This window comes from Stutzerimonas sp. KH-1 (assembly GCF_054483855.1).
On record NZ_CM137011.1, the window covers coordinates 2,448,838 to 2,466,014 of the forward strand.

Sequence of the window (17,177 nt, forward strand, 5' to 3'; positions counted from 1 at the left end):
GCAGAACCCGCGCAACGCCCCCTGCCTGCTCAGCCACGGACGAAAGGATTTTCGCGCATCTCGTCGCCCAGCCGGGTGTCCGGACCGTGGCCCGTCACCACCGTGGCCTCCTCATCAAGCGTGTAGAGCCGCTGCCTGATGGAGCGCTCGATCGCAGCGTAGTCGCCGCCCCACAGATCGGTCCGCCCGATACCGCGGCGGAACAGGGTGTCACCGGCAATCAGCAGCTTGGCGTCGGCGAACCAAAAGCTCATCGAGCCCGGCGTATGCCCGGGTGTATGCAACGCCACGCCGCAACCGCAGGCCAGCTCCTCGTCATCGGCCAGCCACCGATCGGGCGCCGGCACCGGCGTATAGGGCACGCCGAACAGGCGGCACTGCATCTCCAGGTTGTCCCAGAGAAACTGATCGGCCTTGTGCAGATGCAGCGTGGCGCCGGTGCGCTCCTTCATCTTGCCGGATGCAAGAAAGTGATCCAGATGCGCATGGGTGTGGATGATGCTGACCACCTTCAGACCATGGGCCTCCAGCCGCGTCATGATGAGTTCTGGGTCGCCACCCGGGTCGACCACGATGGCTTTCTTGCTCAGCGGGTCGCCGATGATGGTGCAGTTGCACTGCAAGGGACCGACGGGAAAGGTTTCGCGGATCAGCGTTGTTTGGGTGGCCGCCATGACGTCCTCGATTGGGCTGTTTCACTGCGCCGACGGCGCGGGACGAACAGATTGCCGCCTGCGCGGGTGGCAGGCAATCCTACGCGCCGCCCACGATGGCCGGGCAATTTTCCGGCCCCGATGGAGTCATTAAAAAGGCATGCGCATTAGGCGCACCCCAACCGAGGGAACTGATCGTTATGCATGACCTGCAGGCAATCATCGACGGCCTGCCCGGCATTTATCTGATCGTGGCGGCGGATGCCGAATACACCATGGTTGCCAGCAGTGACGAGCGCTTGCGCGTCACCATGACTCGCCGGGAAGACGTGATCGGCAAGCCGCTGTTCGAGGTATTCAGCGACCATGAGCCGGAGAAGCCGAGCTCCGGCGCAGCGACGCTGCGCCGCTCCCTGGAGGACGTCATCGCCACCGGCCAGACCCAGCGCCTGAGCCAGGTGCGTTATGCCATCCGACGCCCCGAAGCCAGTGGCGGCGGGTTCGAGGAGCGCTTCTGGAACGTGGTCAACGCGCCGGTGAAGGACGACCGCGGGCGGGTGCGTTATGTCATCCATCGGGTCGAGGACGTACCGCCCAGTTGCATGCCCAGGAGCTGGCTCGTGCACAACTGCAGGAAAGCGACGAACGCCTGAATGCCGCATTGCTGGTATCAGGCACCGGAACCTTCTACTGGCAACTCGCGAGCCAGCGAATCGACATGGATGCCGCCATGCTGCGGCTGGTGGGTATGGAAGGCTTCGGCGAGATCTACCTGAGCGACCTGCTCGAGCGCGTGCATCACCAGGATCGCGAACGCTTGGTGCTGCTGGGCGAACGCTGCGCCAGGAGTGGTGAGGATTTCGAAATGCACTTCCGCGTGCTGCTGGGCCAGGGCGAGCGCTGGCTGTTCGGGCGGGCGATGAACGTGCGTGACCAGGCCGGGCGGCCATCCTACCTGGTCGGCGCATGCATCGATGTCACCGAGCACAAGCGCACCGAACTGGCCCTGCAGCGCCTGAACGACACGCTGGAAAGCCGAGTCGATGAGGCCATTGCGGCCCGCGCAGCCGCCGAATCGGCACTGCACCAGGCGCAGAAGATGGAGGCGGTAGGCCAGCTCACCAGCGGCCTCGCCCATGACTTCAACAACCTGCTGGGTGGCATCGTCGGCGCGCTCGGCCTGCTCGGCCGACGCCTGGATCAGGGCCGCCACGATGACCTGCACCGCCATCTCGCCAGTGCGCTGAGCTCTGCCGACCGCGCGGCGGCGCTGACCCACCGATTGCTGGCATTCTCCCGGCGCCAGCCGTTGCATCTTCGCCCGACCGATGCCAACTCGCTGGTCGATGACATGCGCGAATTGCTGCAGCGAACCATCGGCCCGCTGGTGACCTTCGACCTGGCATTGGCGCACGACCTCTGGCTGACCCAGTGCGACGCCAATCAGTTGGAGAATGTACTGTTGAACTTGACGCTCAATGCGCGTGATGCCATGCCCGACGGCGGCCGCCTGGGCATAAGGACCGCTAACCAGACACTCGATGGATCAGCTGCCGCGCGCCTGGGCATGACTGCAGGCGACTACGTGGTGTTGAGCGTGGAAGACACGGGCAGCGGTATCGCCCCGGAAAAGCTGCCCTACGTTTTCGACCCCTTCTTCACCACCAAGCCGCTGGGCGCCGGTACCGGGCTCGGCCTATCGATGGTCTACGGTTTCGCCCGCCAATCGGGTGGCAGCGCTCAGATCGACAGTACACCCGGACAGGGCACCTCGGTCTGCCTGTATCTGCCGCGCTACAGTGGCGCGCTGAGCGAGCAGACGGAGCAGACGGCTCCGCGGCAGCTGCCGAGCGGCATAGCCGGCCGGCGGGTGCTGGTGGTGGATGACGAGGACAATATCCGCACGCTGGTCTGCGAGGTGCTGGAGGAAATGGGTCACCGGACGTTGCAGGCGGCCAATGGCGTCACCGCCCTCGACCTGCTGGCGGAGACCGGTTCGATAGACCTGCTGATTACCGATATCGGTCTGCCTGGCGGCTTGAACGGCCACCAGTTCGCCGAGCAGGCGCGCCGGCAGCTACCCGACCTGAAGGTGCTGATGATCACTGGTTACGCCGAGCAGGCGCAGTTCGCGGAGCAACCCTCGGCGCCAGCGCAGGAGGTGCTTGGCAAACCCTTCACGCTGGATGCCTTGCAGACGCGGGTGCAGACGCTGCTGGAGTCCACCCCCGCCTAGCCGAACGCCTCAGCGCGAGGCCTGTTACGCACTCTCCTCCTGCCAGCGGGCGATTTCGCTGCGGATGCGCTTCTTGTCCAGCTTGCCGACGCTGGTCTTGGGAATCTCGCTCACCACGGCGATCTGCTGGGGAATCGCCCACTTGTTGATATGGCCTTCGGTGACCGCCGGTTCGAGGAAGGCGCGCAGCTGCTCGGCATTCAACTCGCGGCCTTCGGCCAGCACCACCAGCGCAAACGGCCGTTCGCCCCAGCGCTCGTCCGGCACACCGACCACAGCCACGTCACGCACCGCCTCGTGGCGGCTGATCAACCCCTCGAGCGTCAGTGAAGACAACCACTCCCCGCCAGTCTTGATCACGTCCTTGATGCGGTCGCGGATCTCGATATTGGCCATCTCGTCGATCACCGCGACGTCACCGGTATGCAGCCAGCCGCCGGCCCAGAGCTCCTCGCTCTTCTCCGGCTCGTTGTAGTAGCCCTGGGTCAGCCACGGCGCCCGCAGTACCAGCTCGCCCTGAGAGGCGCCATCCGCCGGCAGGAAACTGCCATCGGCGGCCTGGATCGCCGCATCGACCAGCACCACCGGCACGCCGGCCTTGAGGTGGAAGGTGCTGCGCGTGTCCTCGTCGGCCTCGAGCAACTCGTCGTTGATGTGCGCTCCTGAGATCAGCGGGCAGGTCTCGGACATGCCGTAGGCCGCGATCAGGTTCATGCCGCGGGCCTTGGCCTGGTCGTACAGGCCCCGGGTCAGCGCGCTGCCGCCGATAGTGATCTTCCAGCCCTTGAAGTCGGTGCCCTGGGCCGCCTTGGCGTTGAGCAGCATCTGCACGATGGTCGGCACGCAATGGGAAAAGGTCACCTGCTCGCGATGCCAGAGATCGATCAGGTACTCGGGGTCGTAGCGGCCCGGATAGACCTGTTTGAGGCCGAGCATGGTGGCAACGTAGGGCAGCCCCCAGGCATGCACGTGGAACATCGGTGTGATCGGCATGTAGACGTCGTCCGAGCCCATCAGCCGCGGATTTTCCCGACAGCCGACGGTCACCGCCGCGGCCAGGGTGTGCAGCACCAACTGGCGATGGGTGAAGTACACGCCCTTGGGGTTACCGGTGGTGCCGGTGGTGTAGAAGGTCGTGGCGACCGAGTCCTCGTCGAAGTCGGGGAATTCGTAGCTCGGCGCGGCGGCGGCCAGCAGGCTTTCGTATTCGCCGACGCAGTCTGGCAGGCCAACGTCGTGCGCGTCGCCATCGGTGAGCAGCAGTGTCTTCTGCACGGTGGTCAGCTGCCCGGCGATCGCCTGGTACAGCGGCACGAACTCGCTGTTGACCAGCACGAAGCGGTCGTCGGCGTGGTTCATGGTGTAGAGGATCTGATCCGGTGACAGCCGCACGTTGATGGTGTGCACCACCGCGCCGATCATCGGGATGGCGAACATGCATTCGAGGTAGCGATGGCTGTCCCAGTCCATCACCGCCACCGTATCGCCCGGCTTGACCCCGGCCGCAGTCAGCACGTTGGCCAGCCGCGCGACCCGTTCGTTGAGGGTGCGGTAGTCGTAACGCAGCTGGTCGCGGTAGACGATTTCCCGGCTGCGCTCGTAGCGCACGCCGGACAGCAGCAGGCGCTTGATCAGCAGGGGGTACTGGTAGGCGTTCGCCGCGGGCTTGATGACACGGGTCTGCAGCATGGGGGCATCCTGTTCTTGTTGGACTTGTACGCTGCACTCTAGAGCGTCGCCCCCCAGGCAAAATCAGTCCAAAGGATTATTTTCCCCACACCTCGTTTCAGCGTGTTAACCGATTTCGCTCAGGGCCAGGCGAGCGCCAAGGCCAATCAGCACTGCCCCCGTCAGCCGATCGAACCAGTGCCCCATGCGCGCAAAGCCAGCACGCACGCGGCCTCGGCTGAACAGCCAGGCCACCAGCAGAAACCACAGCGCAGTCGCACCGGCGAGGTAGAGACCGTAGCCGGCCTGCACCAGCAGCGGTGTATCGGGGCTGATCACGACGGTGAATAGCGAGAGGAAGAACAGCGTGGCCTTGGGGTTCAGGCCATTGGTGACGAAGCCGATCACGAACGCCCGCCACGCGCTTCGCGCCACCGGTGCGTTCGCCCCGTCGATCGCCTCCAGGCTCATCGGCCGAGCCCGCAGCGCTCGCCAGCCGAGGTACACCAGATAAGCGGCCGCCAGCCACTTGAAGAGGTTGAACAGCACAATCGACTGCGAGACGATCAGGCCGATGCCGAGCAGGGAGTAGGCGACATGGACGAATATTCCGCAGCCGACTCCCAGCGCCGTCCAGCTACCCGCACGCCGGCCCTGCGCCACGCTTTCGCGCACCACCACCGCGAAATCCGGGCCGGGGCTCGCCACCGCGAGCAGATGCACCAGCGCCACGGTCATAAACTCCATCCAGTACACAATCCGCTCTCCACGCTTAAGCCGGGCTAGACATTGTCGTCCAGCCCCGGCGACTTCGAAAGGTACAGTTGATGCCCATTCGCGCCGTTTTCCTCGACCTCTCCCCGCTCGATCAGGGCGATCTCGATCTCGTCCCGCTGCGCAGCGCCTTCGACGAGCTGGTCTGCCATGAACTGAGTTCGCCGGAACAGATCGTCGAGCGTCTGCGCGGCGCCCAGGTGGCCATCGTCAACAAGGTGGCGCTTGATGCAGAGACGCTCGCCGCCTGCCCGGAACTCAAGCTGATCCTCGTCTCGGCCACCGGCGTCAACAACATCGACCTGCAGGCCGCCCGCGAACGCGGCATCGTCGTCAGCAATTGCCAGGCCTACGGCACCCCAACCGTCGCCCAGCACACCCTGATGCTGCTGCTGGCCCTGGCCACGCGGCTGCCCGACTACCAGGCCGCCGTCGCCCGCGGACGCTGGCAGGAAAGCGGACAGTTCTGCCTGCTCGACTTCCCGATCGTCGAGCTGGACGGCAAGACCCTCGGCCTGCTCGGGCATGGCGAGCTGGGCAGTGCCGTGGCGAAGCTGGCCGAAGCTCTGGGCATGCGCGTGCTGGTCGGCAACCTGCCGGGACGGCCGAAGCGCCCGGATCGCCTCGACCTGGACGAGCTGCTGCCACAGGTCGATGCACTGACCCTGCACTGCCCGCTGACCGAACAGACGCGCAATCTCATCGGTGCCCGCGAGCTGCAGCTGATGAAGCCGACCGCCTTCCTGATCAACGCCGCCCGTGGCGGCCTGGTGGACGAACAGGCACTGGCCGATGCGCTGCGCCGCGGCCACCTGGGTGGCGCCGCCACCGACGTGCTGACCAGCGAGCCGCCACGCGATGACAACCCGCTGCTCGCCCCGGACCTGCCGCGTCTGATCATCACGCCGCACAGCGCCTGGGGCAGCCGCGAGGCTCGCCAGCGCATCGTCGCTCAGCTGGCCGAGAACGCCACGGCGTTCTTCGCCGGCAGCCCACTCCGCCAGGTCAACTGAGCCGGGCAACTGCGGCTTGCGAGAGAGGCCGCCGAGCCCCTAAGCTCCCGGCCTTTTTCAGGGAGACGCCAATGGACCCGCGAAGCGAAGTGCTGCTGCGTCAAGCCGAGCTGTTCGGCGGCCGGGTATTGCTCGCCGGCCTGCCGGCCGACGATCTGCTGGGGCAGCTGACAGGCGCTACCGCCTGGAGCTGGCACGCCGGCGAACAGCAGCAGCTGGACAAGCGCTTCGGCGGGCGCTGCAGCTTCGGCGTTGCCCCGCCGCAGGGGGCGTTCGACACGGCCGTGCTGTTCTTGCCGAAGTCCCGCGAGCTGACCGACTACCTGTTGCAGGCCCTGGCGGCACGTTTGCCCGGCCGACCGCTGTACCTGGTGGGCGAGAAGCGCGGCGGCATCGAGCGTGCCGCCAAGCAGCTGGCCTGCTTCGGCCGCGCGCGCAAACTCGACAGTGCCCGCCATTGTCAGCTCTGGCAGGTCGAGGTCGAGCAGGCGCCCGCCGCGCCGGATCTCGATGCGCTGGCCAGCCGTTTTACCCTGCAACTGGCTGACGGGCCGCTCGAGGTGGTCAGCCTGCCCGGCGTGTTCAGCCATGGCCGCCTGGATCTGGGCAGCGCCCTGTTGCTCGAGCACCTCGACGACCTGCCCGGCGGCCGACTGCTGGATTTCGGCTGCGGTGCCGGCATTCTCGGTGCCACGCTGAAACGCCGTTATCCGCAAAGCGAGCTGGTGCTGCTGGACGTCGACGCCTTCGCCGTCGAGAGCAGTCGCCGGACGCTCGCAGCCAACGGGCTCGAAGCTGAAGTCATTGCCGGCGATGGCATCGACGCCGCGCCTCGGCAACTGACTGCGATCGTCAGTAACCCGCCGTTCCATCAGGGCGTGCACACCAGCTACCGGGCCAGCGAGACGCTGATCGAACGCGCCGCCGAGCACTTGGTCAGCGATGGCGAGCTGCGGCTGGTAGCCAACGCGTTCCTCAGGTATCCCCCCCTGATCGAGCAGCATCTTGGCCCCTGCCACACGCTCGCCGAGCGCGACGGCTTCCGTATCTACCGCGCCGTGCGGCCCTGATGCCCGCGACCGGCGGTTGCACCGAACGGCCGGTTGCGGCAAACTCGCCGCCGTCCTTGGGGGAGTAGTCTCCGACGAGCGCCCTGCTCGTCCGGCATGCGTCAACATACTTGGTCCACAGACCATGGCGCATGCGACCGGCCAGCGCGTAACGATACGCCAGGTCAGGTTTGACAAGACCCATGACATGTACACCTGACCCGGGCGGGCAGGCTGCGCATGTCATGGTGAATCTGTCGACCCGCCCTAAAGGAATGCCGCTTGGAATCGTTTTTCGTCCCCACCCTGATCGTTGCGCTCGCCGAAATCGGCGACAAGACGCAGTTGCTCGCACTGCTGCTGGCGGCGCGTTATCGGCGCCCCTGGCCGATCATCTGGGGCATCGTCGTCGCCACCTTGGCCAACCATGCCGCCGCCGGTGCGGTCGGCAGCTGGGTATCGAGCCTGCTCTCGCCGGTGGCGCTGAGCTGGATCCTGGTGGCCAGCTTCGCTGCGGTCGCGCTATGGACGCTGGTGCCGGACAAACTCGATGACGACGACGCCAAGCTGGGCCGCCCCTACGGCCCGTTTATCGCGACAACAATCGCCTTCTTCATTGCCGAGATGGGCGACAAGACCCAGGTCGCGACCGTGATGCTCGCCGCGCAGTATCCGGAATTCGTGCTGGTCATCCTCGGCACCACGGTCGGCATGCTGCTGGCCAACGTACCGGTGGTACTGGCCAGCCACTTCGCCGCCGACCGGCTGCCGCTGACGCTGATCCGCCGGGTCGCCGCCGCCGGCTTTGCCGCGCTGGCGCTGTACGCCGGCTATCAGGCGCTGACCATGAGCACGATTGTCTCAGGCTGATACCCAGCGCAAATCTGCGCAACCGGGGAGCTGATAGAGTGCGCTACCGCAGCGCATATCAGCGCCCCGAGGAGATCAGGCTGCATGTCAGCGGATGGACGCAAGAAACGAGTCTGCAACCATATCGATCTGAGCTGGAACAAGGGCCGCCTGGCCCTTTCCGAACAGATGCAGAGCAAGTATTTCGCCTACAAGGGCTCATTCATTGGCCAGCCGCTGAACAGCGCAGGCTTCGCCGAGCTCGTGCGCAATGTGCGTAGCGCCATGCCGGACCTGGAAGTGGTGGTGGACGAGTGCATCTGCGAGGGCCACAAGGTGGTCACCTCGAGCACGGTGATGGGAACACTGGCGACGCCGCTGTTCGGCTATTCGGCCACCGACAAGATCCTCGCCATCGCCGCCATGAGCGTCTGGACGCTCAATCCGGCCGGCGATATCGAGGAAATTCACACACTGATCGATCTCGAGGGCGTGCACCAGCAGCTGGGTATCGAAACACCTCTCTCGACGCTGCTGTCGCCGACCTGAGCGGTCGGCGAGCAGCGTCGCCTCGGTCAGCGGCCGCTGCGGGCCTGCTCGTAGAGCGGCATCACTTTCGGAATATTGGCACGCAGCGCCGCGGTGCGAGTCGCCGAGGAAGGGTGGGTGCTCATGAACTCAGGCGGAGCCGAACCACCGGCCGAGGCCATCTTTTCCCACAGCGTGATCGCCGCGTTCGGGTTGTAACCGGCACGAGCGGCCAGTTCCAGACCGATCAGATCCGCTTCGTTCTCGTTGCCGCGGCTGTTGGGCAGCGTCATCAGGTATTCGACGCCCATGTTCGCCAGCTGCAGGCCACCCGTACCGACACCCATAGCCGAACCCAACTGAGTCGCCATCTGCACGCCGTAGGCCTTGGACATGGCTTCGCGGCCGTGCTCACGCAATGCGTGGGCGATCTCGTGCCCCATCACCGCCGCGATCTCGTCATCGGTGAGCTTCAGCTTCTCGATCAGGCCGGTGTAGAAGATGATCTTGCCGCCCGGGCCGCAGTTGGCGTTGAGCTCCGGACTGTCAATGACGTTGACCTGCCAATCCCATTGCGTGGCATCGGGACGGAACACTCCGACCTTGGCGATCAGCCGCTGGGCAATGCCGTTGACCCGCTTGGCGATTGCACTGTTCTTCTCCAGCACACCCTTGCTCGACGCCGCACTGAGCGTCTCCTGGTAGGACTGGGCATACATCTGGTTGACCTGCTCGGTCGACAGCATGCTGAACATGTACTGCTTGCGGTCGACGCCTACGGCGCCGCCGCTGGTGGTGTTGACGGCCTGACAGCCCGCCAGCACGACAGCAGCGGCCAACAGCGACAATCTGTGCGGCTTGAACATCGAGTTTCTCCGGAAAACCTGCGCCGTATCCTAGAGCGGGCCCACCTGTCAGGCAACCGAACGTGCCCGCTGCAGTTGTCGGAAATCCGGCCGATAGCCTGCCTATCCGCTGCGCAATTGGAGTTCCGCACATGTTCCGATCCATCCAGACCGCCTTTGCCGCGCTGGCCGGCACCTGCACCCTGGCCGTGATCGCCGCACTTCTGCTATATGCAATGGTTTCCGGCATGCGCAGCCAGGCGCTGGTCGAGGAGCGGACCCGCTCGCTGATCGACGGCATGGTCGAGCAGCGCGTCACCGCCCTCGCCCAGACCCAGGTCAGCCGGATCCAGGCGCAACTGCAGGCGCCTCTGCAGATCGCCACGAGCCTCGCGCGGGTGCACACGCTTACCGCGCTGACCGGCGACGACGGCATGCCGATGGCCAACCTCCGGCGCGAGGAACTGATCAACCTCGCGCGCCAGACGCTGATCGAGAATCCCGAGCTGACCAGCACCTATATCGCCTGGGAGCCCAACGGCGTGGATGCCAACGACCTGATGTATCGCGGCGACGAGCCGGGCATGGTCGACGGTCGCTTCGCCAGCTGGGTATACCGCGACGGCAGCGGCAAGCTGTTGGTCGACCGCCTCACCGATATCGAAGACACCCGACTGCTGGATACAGGCGTACGTGCCGGCGAGTACTACCTGTGCCCGCGCGAGCAACTCAAACCGTGCGTCGGCGATCCCGCCCCCTATGAGATGAATGGCAAAACGTCGCTACTGTCTTCGTTCAACGCGCCGATCATCGTCGACGGCAAATTCCATGGCATCGTCGGCGCGGACATCAGTGTCGACTTCATCCAGCAACTGCTGAGCAATGCCAATGCGCAGCTCTATGGCGGTGTCGGGCAGATCGCGCTGATCTCGAACAACGGCCGCCTGGCCGCCTACAGCAGCGACAAGAACCTGATCGGCAAGCCGGCAGCACAGATCCTCGACGCCGAGGAGCAGGCGCTCGTCCAGCGCCTGCCGGCCGGCCAGACCCATTATCAGATCGACCAGGCGAATGGCCACGTCGCATTGTTCCTGCCTTTCTCCTTTGAAGGCACCGACGCCCGCTGGGTACTGATGCTGCAGCTACCGATTGCCGAAGTCATGAAGGACCTGGAACAGCTCATGGCGGCGCTCGGCGAGGAAAGCCGCAGCAGCCTGGCCACCATGCTGATCATCGGCATGCTGATCGGCCTTGCCGGCCTGCTGGCAATCTGGCTGGTCAGCCGGCGCATCACCCGTCCGCTGCGCGAGATGGTGGTGATGCTGGACAACATCGGCCAGGGCGAAGGCGACCTGACCCAGCGCCTGAACATCAACAGTCGCAACGAGCTAGGCCAGATTGCCGCCGGCTTCAACGCCTTCCTGGCACGCCTGCAGGGCATGATCGGCGAGGTGGTCGGCTCGGTGCAGAAGGTCAGCGACGCTTCCGAGCACACCGCCGACATCGCTATCCGTACCGACAAGGGGGTGCAGACGCAACTGGCGGAAATCGAGCTGGTGGCCACCGCTGTGCACGAAATGACCGCAACGGCTCAGGACGTGGCGCGCAACGCGACCCAGGCGGCCGAAGCGGCGGGCAATGCTGACCGCGCCGCGAATCAGGGCCGGCATATCGTCCAGGACACCGGCTCGACCATCGCCGAACTGGCCGACGAGATCGGCCGTGCAGTGGAGGTGGTGCAGACGCTGGCTCGCGACAGCGAAAATATCGACGCTATTCTGGTCACCATTCGCAGCATCGCCGAGCAGACCAATCTGCTGGCCTTGAACGCCGCGATCGAGGCGGCGCGTGCTGGCGAGCAGGGCCGCGGCTTCGCCGTCGTGGCCGACGAAGTCCGCAACCTCGCGCAGAAGACGCAGCAGGCGACCGGCGAGATTCAGCAGATGATCCAGCAGCTGCAGAACGGCACCCGGGACGTGGTGCAGGTGATGGAGCAGAGTCAGAACCGCACCCAGCGCAGCGTCGAGCAGGCCGATGCGGCTGCCGAAGCGCTGCAGGCAATCACCCAGGCGGTCTCGCTGATCAACGACATGAACAACCAGATCGCCAGCGCCGCCGAGGAACAGAGCGCCGTGGCCGAGGACATCAACCGCAACGTCACCAACATCGGTCAGGTCGCACAGGAGGTCGCCGGTGGCGCCGAGGAAGCCAGCCAGGCCAGCGCCGGCCTGACGCGTCTGGCCGAGCAGCAGCGCCGCCTGATCAATCAGTTCAGGGTCTGACCGGAGCTGTCGGCAGGACCGGGCAGCCAGGCGGATGTCTCAAGCGGGGGTGAGGCATTCTGGAGAATCGAGGCGCGGGTCGTTGACCAGCGTCGCCAGCGGCCGCTCGCGCAGCGTCGGGGCTGGTTGCAGCAACAATTGCTGAAGCGTTTCGGGAGGGGTGGCGGGATCGAGCCACGCCGCCTGCCCCGCCTCGTCGAGGATCAGCGGCCGGCGCAGCGTGGCCGCCGGCTGGGTCACGACAGCAGCACTGAGATAGGTGTGCCCCTGCACCGGATAGGCTTCCCAGAGCGCGGCGAAATAGGCGAGCGAGCCTTCGCAGGTCATCCAGTAGGGGCGCTTGCGCGCCGAGCCGCGCCATTCGTAGAAGCCGTTGGCTGGCAGCAACCCGCGGCGCAGGCGAAACGCCTCGCGGAACATCGGCTGCTCGCTGATGGTTTCCGCCCGCGCCTGGGCCGGCGTGCGCGTCAGATCGGTAAGCCAGGCCGGCGTCAGCCCCCAGCGCACGCGGCTGAGCTGCAACTGCGTATCGACCTGGCGCAACAGCAGCACCGAAGCGCCAGGCGCGAGGCTCCAGTGCGGTTGCTGATCGGAGGGGAAGCCAGGCAAGGCAGCGAAGTCCTGGCTCCAGCGGAAAAGGGCATAGCGACCGCACATAAAAAGACTCGTCAGCAGATCAGTTCGCCGGGGTAACTCTCCGGTTCATCGCCCGGCAACGGCTCGGCGCCATTGTACGCAGCGATCAGCTGACGTGCCCGCTCGGCATCCTCATCCGCGACCATGAGCCCGAGCAGCCCGGCCGCCGGCAGTTCGCCCATGGCGCCGATCAGATGACTGCCTGCCAGGAATGCGTCGATACCCTCGGCAACCAACATGCCGCTGAGCATTTCCGCCTCCAGCAGATCGCGCGGCTCGTAGATACGCCGCATCATTCATCCTCCCCACGGGTTTCCAGCTGCCACTGCTCGCCGTCCGTATGCAGATCGAAGACGATCGGCCGGCAGCACACGGCGCAGTCCTCGATGTACTGCTGATCGCCCGCGCTGAGATCGAGAACGGCCTCGATCGGCTCGCCGCAATAGGGGCAATGAAAGAGCTGTGTTTCCAGCATCGGTCCTCCGCGTGACTTGTCGCTATAATCGCCGTCTTTAAAGGTCGCTGATTCGAACCTTTAAGAAGACCGACTCGGTGTGTCCCGCAATTGGGCACCCTGGGCCGCAAGCAGGGTTTCACAGGCATGCGGCGAAACGGCCGTTTACTCGATGAGTATGAGCCAGCCGGCTCCGGTCCGTTCCGCGAATTGCCTGCGCACCCGTTGCAGGCCCGTTCCTCGTTTCCTTTACAGAGAGCATGATGGACGAATTCGAAGCCATCCGACCCTACGCCGACGCCGAAGTACCGCTGGTCATGGCGCGCCTGTTCGCCGATCGCGAGTTTCTCGACATTCTGGCGCACTTCCGTTTCCCGCGGCTGGCCGACAGCCTGGGCTGGCTGATCAAGCCGGTCATCTCGCAGCGGTTACGCAAACAGTTCGCCAGCATCCATACGGTGGATGCCCTGCAGCACAAGATCGAGGCCTATATCGACCGCACCATCGAGCGTGCCACGGACGGCGTCACCTTCTCCGGGCTCGAGCAGCTGCAGAAAGGCCGAGCCTATCTGTTCCTGGCCAATCACCGCGACATCGTCATGGACCCGGCCTTCGTCAACTATGCGGTCTATCAGGCCGGCATCCGCACTCCGCGTATCGCCATCGGCGACAACCTGCTGCAGCGCCCCTTCGTCAGCGACCTGATGCGCCTGAACAAGAGCTTCATCGTGCGCCGCTCGATCACCGGCCGCCGCGAGAAGCTGGCCGCCTACCAGGTGCTTTCGGCATACATCAACCACTCGATCCGCAACGACGGCGAGTCGGTCTGGATCGCTCAGGCCGAAGGCCGCGCCAAGGACGGTGACGACCGCACCGACTCGGCCATTCTCAAGATGCTGCACATGAGTCGCAAGGACGAAGCCTTCGCCGAAGCACTGGCGGCGCTGCGCCCGGTGCCGGTGTCGATCAGCTACGAATACGACCCCTGCGACCAGGCCAAGGCCCGCGAGCTGTACATCCGCGCCACCACCGGGACCTACAGCAAGGCGCCAGGCGAGGATGACGCGAGCATCGCCCTGGGTATCACCGGCTATAAAGGCCGGGTGCACATCGCCTTCGGCACGCCAATGGAAAGCGTGCCCGAGGACGCCAAGCAGATGGCCCTGGTGGTGGATCGGCAGATTCTCGGCAGCTACCGGCTGTTCCCGGTGCACTACCTCGCGTACCGCCTGTGGGACGACCGTGACCCGGAACTCCAGGTGCCCAGCGCCGCCGAGCTGTTCAGTCGCGAAGAAGTGGAGCGCGCCGAAGCCGAATGGAGCAAGCGTCTCGCTGCCTGCCCGAGCGTGCAGCAGCCGTACCTGATCCAGCAGTACGCGACACCGGTGCGCAACCAGTATCGCCTGCTGGCGGGCATGGAGCCCTGAGCGGTTGACGCGGCACGCCGTGCATCGCCAGCAGGCCCGCTCTGAGTGCGACGCTCAGAGCATCCGCGAGGCCATGGAGAGGCCGAGGGCGAGCGCCAGAGCGCCCGCACCGAAGCGGTAGAAGACCTGATTGATCCGAGCGGTAGAAGCCGCGCGGGCCGGCAGCGTAGAGGAGCCGACCACGGCCTGAGTCGCCCGAGAACTGGCCCGTGCGATCCGCCACTGGGTCGCGGCCAATAGCCACCCGCCGCAAAGGGCGCACACCAGAGCTAGCGCATTGAGAAGCAACGCCGGAGCCAGGATCAGCTCGGACTGCGCGTAAAACATCATTGGAATTCCTCGGATTGCACTTCGTCTGGCCGATGCCAGGCAGCCGCCCAGTGTACTTGTGCCGAGCCGCTTCGCCACATAAGTCCGACGGGATGGCTAATCTTCGAACCATTATCACTCCAGATTATGGCGTCATGTTCACCGGTCGGCCTTGACTTATGACCGGCCCCACCTTCACCCTCGGCATACCTCGAAACGGCGAAATAGAGCGTGTGCGGGGGTGGACGGCGACAGCCATTGGCATCACCCGGAGTCGCTGCCGGCACGCATCGCTACGCCGATCACTTGGTGGCGGCTTTGGCTGCGCCACGGGGAATAAGTATTCAGAAAACAGGACGAAATAATGAAAACAACAATGTTCACAACCGGAGCGTTAACCCTTTCGCTGCTGGCCAGTAGCGCCATGGCTGCGGTATCCGAGTCCGAGGCGGCGCGCCTGGGCAACGAGCTGACCCCGGTCGGTGCAGAGAAGGCAGGCAATGCGGCAGGCACCATTCCGGCCTGGACCGGTGGTCTGGCACAGGACGCCGCGCCGGTCACGCCCGATGGCTTCGTCGGCGATCCCTACGCCAGCGACAAGCCGAAGTTCACCATCACCGCGCAGAACTACGAGCAGTACAAGGACAACCTGACGCCCGGGCAGATCGCGATGCTCAAGCGCTACCCGAACAGCTACCGTCTGCCGGTCTATGAGACCCGCCGCAGCGCCGCGATGCCGCAGCACGTCTACGACGCCGCCGCTCGCAACGCCACGCAGACCAAACTGGTCCGCGGCGGCAACGGCCTGGAGAACTTCGACAAGGCGATTGCCTTCCCGATTCCCCAGGACGGCCTGGAAGTGGCCTGGAACCACATCACCCGCTATCGCGGCGGCTCCGCGCGCCGGGTCGTGGCACAAGCCACGCCGCAGGTCAACGGCAGCTTCAGCCTGGTCAAGTTCGTCGATGAGGTGGTCTACACCGATACCCTCACCGACTACAACCCAGAGAAGCATGGCAACGTGCTGTTCTACTTCAAGCAGCAGGTCACCGAGCCCTCCCGCCTCGCCGGCAACGTGCTGTTGGTGCACGAAACCCTGGACCAGGTGAAGGAGCCGCGCATGGCCTGGATCTACAATGCCGGCCAGCGCCGTGTGCGCCGCGCCCCGCAGGTCGCCTATGACGGCCCGGGCACTGCTGCGGACGGCCTGCGCACTTCCGACAACCTGGACATGTTCAACGGCGCGCCGGACCGCTACGACTGGAAACTGATCGGCAAGAAGGAGCTGTACATCCCCTACAACTCCTATCGCCTGGACTCGCCCGAGCTGAAGTACGAAGACATCGTCAAGGCCGGCCATATCAACCAGGATCTGACCCGCTACGAGCTGCACCGCGTATGGGAAGTGGAAGCGACCCTCAAGGCGGGCGAGCGCCATATCTATGCCAAGCGCCACTTCTTCATCGACGAGGACACCTGGCAGGCCGCGGTCGTCGATCACTACGATGGTCGCAACCAGCTCTGGCGCGTCGCCGAGGCGCACAGCCTGCATTTCTACAACGTACAGGTCCCGCTGTACTCCATGGAGACCCTCTACGATCTCATCTCGGGCCGCTATCTGGTCATGGGCATGAAGAACGAAGAGAAGAACCCCTACACCTATAACTACAAGGCCAACTCCAACCAGTACACTCCGGCCGCTCTGCGCAACTCCGGCGTACGCTGATACAGCCTGGTCGCCACTGACGCCCCGCCTCGTGCGGGGCGTCGTCGTTATTACCCATGCAAAAGAAAACCCCGCCGCGGACAGCCGCGGCGGGGTTCGGAGAGGCTTGCGGTATTGCGCGCAGGCTTACTCAGCCAGCAGACGACCGATGTTGTCGTCGCGGAACACCCGGGTCAGCGCGTCGCTCAAGACGTCACTGACCAGCTTGGTGTTGGTCTGCTCGTTGGGCGCCATGCCGAAGCGCTGATTCAACGAGGCCCCATAACGGCCGTTGTAGCGCTTGCCGGCATTCTGCACCTCGACCTTCAGCGTCGCGCCGATGTTGGCCTCGGTGACGTACAGCCCCTCCTTCGGCGACTGATACTTCAGCTCGGCCAAGGTCAGCGTCAGCTGCGGCGCGTTATAGGCGTTCGGCGATGGCGTGAAACCGAGCAGTCGCACAGCGGCTTCGGTCTGGGCCTGCAGCTTGGGGATGACCTTGGCACTCGGCACGATCACCGCGCTGGTTTCCGGATACAGGCCGCCACGAGTGCCGAGGGTCGGCGATGGGCGCGCATCGACCACCCGTACGACCACGGGCTGCCCCTGGCCAACGGGATTGATGGTGCCGTTGAGTTTGGGGTTCGGGTCGAGCTGCTGCGGGCTGTGGGCACAACCGACCAGACTCATTCCAAGAACGGTGACAAGACCGAACAACAGGCGTTGCAGCATGCTGTTTTCTCCAGGGT

General features: G+C 65.0%; 18 protein-coding genes and 1 riboswitch. Of the genes, 9 read left to right on the forward strand and 9 right to left on the reverse strand.

The annotated features are described in order from the left end of the window. Nucleotides 1-29 precede the first annotated feature (29 nt). Nucleotides 30-674, reverse strand: a complete 645-nt coding sequence (locus ACX1DW_RS11820) for an MBL fold metallo-hydrolase (protein WP_200600089.1) — start codon at nucleotides 672-674, stop codon at nucleotides 30-32. A gap of 179 nt (nucleotides 675-853) precedes the next feature. On the opposite strand from ACX1DW_RS11820, the gene ACX1DW_RS11825 reads away from it, so the two are divergent. Then, nucleotides 854-1,306, forward strand: coding sequence for a PAS domain-containing protein (locus ACX1DW_RS11825; protein ID WP_458991622.1), 453 nt, complete (start codon nucleotides 854-856; stop codon nucleotides 1,304-1,306). Next, on the forward strand, nucleotides 1,252-2,889 hold the full coding sequence (locus tag ACX1DW_RS11830) for an ATP-binding protein (RefSeq protein ID WP_458991623.1): 1,638 nt from the start codon (nucleotides 1,252-1,254) through the stop codon (nucleotides 2,887-2,889). Before ACX1DW_RS11825 ends, ACX1DW_RS11830 begins: the two co-directional genes overlap by 55 nt. Nucleotides 2,890-2,913: 24 nt before the next feature. Here the strand turns inward: ACX1DW_RS11830 and ACX1DW_RS11835 are convergent, their stop codons facing one another. Together ACX1DW_RS11835 and ACX1DW_RS11840 are read right to left on the reverse strand one after the other, a co-directional pair. Then, on the reverse strand, nucleotides 2,914-4,578 hold the full coding sequence (locus ACX1DW_RS11835; RefSeq protein ID WP_200600092.1) for a fatty acid--CoA ligase: 1,665 nt from the start codon (nucleotides 4,576-4,578) through the stop codon (nucleotides 2,914-2,916). Nucleotides 4,579-4,683: 105 nt separating this feature from the next. After that, complete coding sequence (locus ACX1DW_RS11840) at nucleotides 4,684-5,313, reverse strand: LysE family translocator (protein WP_079328469.1); 630 nt, start codon at nucleotides 5,311-5,313, stop codon at nucleotides 4,684-4,686. Nucleotides 5,314-5,384: 71 nt separating this feature from the next. On the opposite strand from ACX1DW_RS11840, the gene ACX1DW_RS11845 reads away from it, so the two are divergent. The 4 genes from ACX1DW_RS11845 (at nucleotide 5,385) to ACX1DW_RS11860 (ending at nucleotide 8,791) form a co-directional block, all read left to right on the forward strand. Further along, nucleotides 5,385-6,344, forward strand: coding sequence for a 2-hydroxyacid dehydrogenase (locus ACX1DW_RS11845; RefSeq protein WP_458991624.1), 960 nt, complete (start codon nucleotides 5,385-5,387; stop codon nucleotides 6,342-6,344). Nucleotides 6,345-6,415: 71 nt separating this feature from the next. Then, complete coding sequence (locus tag ACX1DW_RS11850; RefSeq protein ID WP_458991625.1) at nucleotides 6,416-7,414, forward strand: methyltransferase; 999 nt, start codon at nucleotides 6,416-6,418, stop codon at nucleotides 7,412-7,414. Nucleotides 7,415-7,468: 54 nt separating this feature from the next. Next, nucleotides 7,469-7,586, forward strand: a riboswitch (yybP-ykoY riboswitch). Between the two features lie 89 nt (nucleotides 7,587-7,675). After that, nucleotides 7,676-8,263: a TMEM165/GDT1 family protein gene (locus ACX1DW_RS11855; protein WP_458991626.1), complete on the forward strand. Its 588-nt coding sequence runs from the start codon at nucleotides 7,676-7,678 to the stop codon at nucleotides 8,261-8,263. Between the two features lie 84 nt (nucleotides 8,264-8,347). Continuing rightward, nucleotides 8,348-8,791 carry an ester cyclase gene (locus ACX1DW_RS11860; RefSeq protein ID WP_102840618.1) on the forward strand — a complete coding sequence of 148 codons (444 nt, stop codon included), beginning with the start codon at nucleotides 8,348-8,350 and terminating at the stop codon, nucleotides 8,789-8,791. A gap of 26 nt (nucleotides 8,792-8,817) precedes the next feature. On the opposite strand, the gene ACX1DW_RS11865 is transcribed toward ACX1DW_RS11860, so the two are convergent. Next, entirely contained in the window at nucleotides 8,818-9,636 is an 819-nt protein-coding gene (locus ACX1DW_RS11865; protein WP_063544559.1) for a M48 family metallopeptidase, read from the reverse strand. A 131-nt stretch (nucleotides 9,637-9,767) separates the two neighbouring features. Here ACX1DW_RS11865 and ACX1DW_RS11870 point away from each other — a divergent pair, with 131 nt between their 5' ends. Continuing rightward, complete coding sequence (locus tag ACX1DW_RS11870) at nucleotides 9,768-11,897, forward strand: methyl-accepting chemotaxis protein (RefSeq protein WP_458991627.1); 2,130 nt, start codon at nucleotides 9,768-9,770, stop codon at nucleotides 11,895-11,897. A gap of 39 nt (nucleotides 11,898-11,936) precedes the next feature. On the opposite strand, the gene ACX1DW_RS11875 is transcribed toward ACX1DW_RS11870, so the two are convergent. Genes ACX1DW_RS11875 through ACX1DW_RS11885 form a run of 3 tightly spaced genes read right to left on the reverse strand, consistent with a single transcriptional unit; the run spans nucleotide 11,937 to nucleotide 13,008 of the window. After that, a complete protein-coding gene (locus ACX1DW_RS11875) occupies nucleotides 11,937-12,554 on the reverse strand; it encodes an SOS response-associated peptidase (RefSeq protein WP_102840616.1) in 618 nt (205 codons plus the stop codon). Between the two features lie 11 nt (nucleotides 12,555-12,565). Continuing rightward, on the reverse strand, nucleotides 12,566-12,826 hold the full coding sequence (locus ACX1DW_RS11880) for a putative signal transducing protein (protein ID WP_125870885.1): 261 nt from the start codon (nucleotides 12,824-12,826) through the stop codon (nucleotides 12,566-12,568). Continuing rightward, on the reverse strand, nucleotides 12,826-13,008 hold the full coding sequence (locus tag ACX1DW_RS11885) for a CPXCG motif-containing cysteine-rich protein (protein WP_458991628.1): 183 nt from the start codon (nucleotides 13,006-13,008) through the stop codon (nucleotides 12,826-12,828). Before ACX1DW_RS11885 ends, ACX1DW_RS11880 begins: the two co-directional genes overlap by 1 nt. Nucleotides 13,009-13,247: 239 nt before the next feature. On the opposite strand from ACX1DW_RS11885, the gene ACX1DW_RS11890 reads away from it, so the two are divergent. After that, the gene (locus tag ACX1DW_RS11890) at nucleotides 13,248-14,414 is read left to right on the forward strand and encodes a 1-acyl-sn-glycerol-3-phosphate acyltransferase (protein ID WP_133456127.1); all 1,167 of its coding nucleotides are present in this window, start codon (nucleotides 13,248-13,250) and stop codon (nucleotides 14,412-14,414) included. Nucleotides 14,415-14,468: 54 nt separating this feature from the next. On the opposite strand, the gene ACX1DW_RS11895 is transcribed toward ACX1DW_RS11890, so the two are convergent. Continuing rightward, nucleotides 14,469-14,744: a hypothetical protein gene (locus ACX1DW_RS11895; RefSeq protein WP_200600104.1), complete on the reverse strand. Its 276-nt coding sequence runs from the start codon at nucleotides 14,742-14,744 to the stop codon at nucleotides 14,469-14,471. 355 nt (nucleotides 14,745-15,099) lie between these two features. On the opposite strand from ACX1DW_RS11895, the gene ACX1DW_RS11900 reads away from it, so the two are divergent. Continuing rightward, the gene (locus ACX1DW_RS11900) at nucleotides 15,100-16,449 is read left to right on the forward strand and encodes a DUF1329 domain-containing protein (protein WP_125868301.1); all 1,350 of its coding nucleotides are present in this window, start codon (nucleotides 15,100-15,102) and stop codon (nucleotides 16,447-16,449) included. Nucleotides 16,450-16,575: 126 nt separating this feature from the next. Here the strand turns inward: ACX1DW_RS11900 and ACX1DW_RS11905 are convergent, their stop codons facing one another. Further along, on the reverse strand, nucleotides 16,576-17,160 hold the full coding sequence (locus tag ACX1DW_RS11905) for a YajG family lipoprotein (protein ID WP_063544543.1): 585 nt from the start codon (nucleotides 17,158-17,160) through the stop codon (nucleotides 16,576-16,578). Nucleotides 17,161-17,177 lie beyond the last annotated feature (17 nt).

What these genes read in the sequence shown, in the direction of transcription:
- ACX1DW_RS11825 (WP_458991622.1), top strand. Translation starts at nt 854, where the DNA reads ATGCATGACCTGCAGGCAATCATCGACGGCCTGCCCGGCATTTATCTG.
- ACX1DW_RS11890 (WP_133456127.1), top strand. Translation starts at nt 13,248, where the DNA reads ATGATGGACGAATTCGAAGCCATCCGACCCTACGCCGACGCCGAAGTA.
- ACX1DW_RS11845 (WP_458991624.1), top strand. Translation starts at nt 5,385, where the DNA reads ATGCCCATTCGCGCCGTTTTCCTCGACCTCTCCCCGCTCGATCAGGGC.
- ACX1DW_RS11850 (WP_458991625.1), top strand. Translation starts at nt 6,416, where the DNA reads ATGGACCCGCGAAGCGAAGTGCTGCTGCGTCAAGCCGAGCTGTTCGGC.
- ACX1DW_RS11860 (WP_102840618.1), top strand. Translation starts at nt 8,348, where the DNA reads ATGTCAGCGGATGGACGCAAGAAACGAGTCTGCAACCATATCGATCTG.
- ACX1DW_RS11875 (WP_102840616.1), bottom strand. Translation starts at nt 12,554, where the DNA reads ATGTGCGGTCGCTATGCCCTTTTCCGCTGGAGCCAGGACTTCGCTGCC.
- ACX1DW_RS11880 (WP_125870885.1), bottom strand. Translation starts at nt 12,826, where the DNA reads ATGCGGCGTATCTACGAGCCGCGCGATCTGCTGGAGGCGGAAATGCTC.
- ACX1DW_RS11820 (WP_200600089.1), bottom strand. Translation starts at nt 674, where the DNA reads ATGGCGGCCACCCAAACAACGCTGATCCGCGAAACCTTTCCCGTCGGT.
- ACX1DW_RS11885 (WP_458991628.1), bottom strand. Translation starts at nt 13,008, where the DNA reads ATGCTGGAAACACAGCTCTTTCATTGCCCCTATTGCGGCGAGCCGATC.
- ACX1DW_RS11900 (WP_125868301.1), top strand. Translation starts at nt 15,100, where the DNA reads ATGTTCACAACCGGAGCGTTAACCCTTTCGCTGCTGGCCAGTAGCGCC.
- ACX1DW_RS11905 (WP_063544543.1), bottom strand. Translation starts at nt 17,160, where the DNA reads ATGCTGCAACGCCTGTTGTTCGGTCTTGTCACCGTTCTTGGAATGAGT.
- ACX1DW_RS11895 (WP_200600104.1), bottom strand. Translation starts at nt 14,744, where the DNA reads ATGATGTTTTACGCGCAGTCCGAGCTGATCCTGGCTCCGGCGTTGCTT.
- ACX1DW_RS11835 (WP_200600092.1), bottom strand. Translation starts at nt 4,578, where the DNA reads ATGCTGCAGACCCGTGTCATCAAGCCCGCGGCGAACGCCTACCAGTAC.
- ACX1DW_RS11870 (WP_458991627.1), top strand. Translation starts at nt 9,768, where the DNA reads ATGTTCCGATCCATCCAGACCGCCTTTGCCGCGCTGGCCGGCACCTGC.
- ACX1DW_RS11865 (WP_063544559.1), bottom strand. Translation starts at nt 9,636, where the DNA reads ATGTTCAAGCCGCACAGATTGTCGCTGTTGGCCGCTGCTGTCGTGCTG.